The organism is Psychromonas sp. (assembly GCF_983033635.1).
The window spans coordinates 1318-5103 of record NZ_CEZLMY010000137.1 but is presented as its reverse complement, the minus strand read 5'-3'; the positions used below and the strand labels follow the sequence as shown (position 1 = coordinate 5103).

General features: G+C 41.8%; 4 protein-coding genes. All 4 read left to right on the top strand.

Annotated elements, in window-relative coordinates; all coding sequences use genetic code 11:
- Positions 1-257 precede the first annotated feature (257 nt).
- Positions 258-1178 (top strand): flagellar assembly protein FliH, encoded by a 921-nt coding sequence (gene fliH, locus AC4GME_RS14480; protein WP_490375514.1) that lies wholly within the window; start codon positions 258-260, stop codon positions 1176-1178.
- A 10-nt stretch (positions 1179-1188) separates the two neighbouring features.
- Positions 1189-2520, top strand: a complete 1332-nt coding sequence (fliI, locus tag AC4GME_RS14475; RefSeq protein ID WP_490375513.1) for a flagellar protein export ATPase FliI — start codon at positions 1189-1191, stop codon at positions 2518-2520.
- A gap of 22 nt (positions 2521-2542) precedes the next feature.
- Positions 2543-2989 (top strand): flagellar export protein FliJ, encoded by a 447-nt coding sequence (gene fliJ, locus AC4GME_RS14470; protein ID WP_490375512.1) that lies wholly within the window; start codon positions 2543-2545, stop codon positions 2987-2989.
- Positions 2990-3178: 189 nt separating this feature from the next.
- Positions 3179-3786 (top strand): hypothetical protein (locus AC4GME_RS14465; protein WP_490375511.1); only part of this gene is annotated, 608 nt, incomplete at its 3' end.

Below are 3786 nucleotides of genomic sequence, written 5' to 3'. Positions count from 1 at the left end.
GATCCTGCTAATAATTCAGCGCGTCGTTTATCCGATGCCGGTGAGATTATGTTAGGTGGCGGTGGTGGTGATGAATTCTTATAAAGAATGCGAACCTGCTAATAATTCAGCGCGCCGTTTATCCGATGCCGGTGATGAATTCTTATAAAGAATACGATCCTGCTAATAATTCAGCGCGCCGTTTATCCGATACCGGTGAAATCATGTTAGGCGGTGAGTTTTTATAAAGCTCAAACCCGTAAAAGGATAGTCTGTAGATGATAGATAACGAAAATGAGTTTGAAAATTGGATTTTACCTGAACTTGATGATTCAGAAACAAACGAAACCGAAGAAACAACGTTATTTGGCAAACCAGCCACTTGGTATAATAGTGAGCATGCGATAAAGGAAGATGAGCCCGTTGAAGAGGCGCCTCAACCTTTAACACTTGATGATATTGAAGCGATCCGTCAATCGGCTTACGAAGATGGTTTTACAGAGGGCAAAGAGGCTGGATTTACACAAGGACTTGATGAAGGTAAAACAGAAGGTTTAAAGGACGGTCTTCAACAAGGGCTCGAACAAGGTATTAAAGATGGATTAACCGAAGGGCAGGTGCAGATAGATAAACAGGTCACTGAGTGGCAATCATTAATAGAACGATTACATCGCCCCCTTGAAAAATTGGATGACAATGTTGAATACCAGCTTATTCATTTAGCAACCAGCCTTGCAGAACAAATTACACGTTGTGAAGTACAAAGTAATCCGCAAATTATTTTACAAGCCTTAAAGCAAGCTGTCGAAGCATTGCCGGTTTCAGAGCAAACATTAAGAATTTTATTACATCCGGATGATCTTAAATTTGTGCAACATGCTTATTCTGAAGAGGTTTGTTTAAAACGCGGTTGGGACTTGCAAGCTGAGCCTGTTTTAGCGCGAGGTGATTGCCAAATTCACACGCAAACATCGAGTGTTGATTACGCCTTTTCCACCCGTATTGAGCAAGTCTTGAAACACTTTTTTAAAGAAAATCATCAGCGACTTCCTGAAAAAAATGATGATTCAAATTTGCTCAATGAACATCCTATTGAAAATAAGCAAGTTTCAACTGAAGCGGAACAATCCGCTCAAGCGTCATCTGCAGCAGAAATGACTGTTGAACAAGATGCAAGTGAAACAGTAAGCTCAAATTAAGAAGTCATAAATGAATAAATTTGCGCAGCGTATTGCACAATATCAAACCGGAGAGTCGGTCACCCACCCTACCGTATCAGGAAAGCTTATTCGCGTGGTTGGTTTGACGTTAGAAGCAATCGGTTGTACCGCTGCCGTTGGCAGTTTGTGCCACGTTGAAACAAATGATGGTTTTATTGATGCCGAGGTAGTTGGTTTTTCTGGTGAACGTCTGTTTTTAATGCCCAGTGAGCGTTTAACCGGGGTTGTGCCTGGCGCAAAAGTGATACCGCAAACGCACACCCAGGGTATTCCTGTCGGTATGGAACTCTTAGGGCGGGTGCTAGACGGTCTTGGTCAACCTCTTGATGGCAAGGGCGAAATTATTACCGCGCAAACCAGTCAGTATAATAATCCGCGGATAAACCCGTTAAACCGTAAAGCGATTAAAGATCCTCTTGATGTCGGTATCAAAGCAATCAATGCCTTGCTTACCGTAGGGCAGGGGCAGCGAATGGGACTTTTTGCAGGATCCGGTGTAGGTAAGAGTGTGTTATTAGGCATGATGACACGAGGTACCAATGCGGATGTGGTGGTCGTTGGTTTAATCGGGGAGCGTGGTCGAGAAGTTAAAGAATTTATCGAAGAGATACTCGGTCCCGAGGGACGTAAACGTTCCGTGGTGATTGCCGCCCCAGCAGATGCTTCACCGTTAATGCGTTTAAAAGGGTGTGAAACATCACTCACTATTGCCGAGTATTTTCGTGATCAAGGATTAAATGTTTTATTGTTAATGGATTCATTAACCCGTTTTGCGCAAGCACAACGTGAAATAGCATTAGCGATTGGTGAACCACCTGCAACCAAGGGCTACCCACCTTCAGTCTTTGCTAAGCTGCCGGCGCTAGTTGAACGCGCAGGTAATGGTAATGAAAATCAAGGCTCTATCAGTGCCTTCTTTACAGTATTAACAGAGGGGGATGATCTGCAAGATCCGATTGCAGATGCCTCAAGGGCGATCCTTGATGGGCATATTGTTTTATCGCGGGAGCTTGCTGATTCTGGGCATTTTCCTGCCATTGATGTCGGTAAATCGATTAGTCGTGTAATGCCAATGGTTACCTCTGATGAACACCAAACCCTTGCTCGAGTATTAAAACAAGCTTATTCCTTATATCAAGAAAATAAAGAGTTAATTACTATTGGCGCATATGCTAGAGGCAGCGATCCACGCATCGATAAAGCGATTGTCATTAAACCAAGGTTGGATCACTTCTTGCAACAAGGTATGAAAGACGTTATTAGCTATAACGATTGTTTGACGCAGCTTGCGACATTGACGCAGGAGTTTGTAAATAGCTAAGCCCTAAATAAAGGAATTAATAATGGCAAGAGATGCATTACAACTTGTTTATGAACAGCGAGAAAAACAAGTAGAACAAGCATTACGTGCCTACCAAAAAGCACAACAGGTTTTGTTTGAACAGCGCAGTCAACTGCAAAATCTCCATCAGTATCGTCGCCAATATATCTCCCAGTTAACTGAAAAAGGCTCACAGGGTTTATCGATTTCAGAGCTTGGTAAATATCAGCAGTTTATTGTGCAAATTGATCAAGGGATTACTAAACAGCAACAAGGTTTGGTGAAGTTTGAATATGATGTTCATGCCCACAAAAAGTTGTGGATGGAAAGTCAAGTGGGCTGCAAAGCAATGGCAATGCTACTTGAGAAAAAAGCCTTACAAAAAGCGAAAATTGCAGATCGTAAAGAGCAACAACTACTCGATGAGTTTGCCACCTTTCAATATTTTCAAAAAAGATCCTCGATCTAACCTCTGAGTGATAGATCTGGTCTGTAAATTGCTTTCTTATATGGAAAACTATGAAAAGTTATAAAAACCCAATTTATGAGTTAATAATAAATTAGCTAAGCGGTTTTAAATTGAAAAAGAGGCATAAATGTCCTTTTTTATTCACTTGCTATTAAACGGCAATCGATTTTGTTTATAGAGAGCTATTGTATGATGCAATCAATATTATTAACCAGCCCAGCCAAATCGCAGGCAAATGAACGTTTGTCTGATACCTCTACAGTTGACGGTGAAGTTAAAAGTGATGAGTTGTTAAAAGAGGAAGGGCTACGTTTCTCTGATTTACTTGGTTCCGTGTTAGCTGGCAAAGGAAAAGAATGTAAAGATGCAGTCGCTGAGGAAGATTTAGCGGCAGAAGCTGAGATTGACAGTGATCTTTTGCTTGATAGCTTAAGTGATGAAGTTGACAGTGAAGTTTTACCTGAAGAGCTGGATGTTAAATCAGCGGATTCTCAGCAAGACAGAGCAGAACAAACATTTGAAAATGAATTGTTAGTTGAACAGATTAAAAGTGTTGAAACTACTGAAAGTGTTGCAAGTGTTGCAAGTGTTGCAAGTGCTGAAAGTACTGAAAGTGTTGCAAGTTCTGCAACTGCAGTAAGTGCTGCAAGTGTTGAAAGTGTTGAAAGTGCTGCAAGTGCTGCAAGTACTGCAAGTACTGCAAGTACTGCAAGTACTGCAAGTGCAGCAAGTGCAGCAAGTGCAGCAAGTGCAGCAAGTGCTGCAAGTGCTGCAAGTGCTGCAAGTGCTGCAAGTGC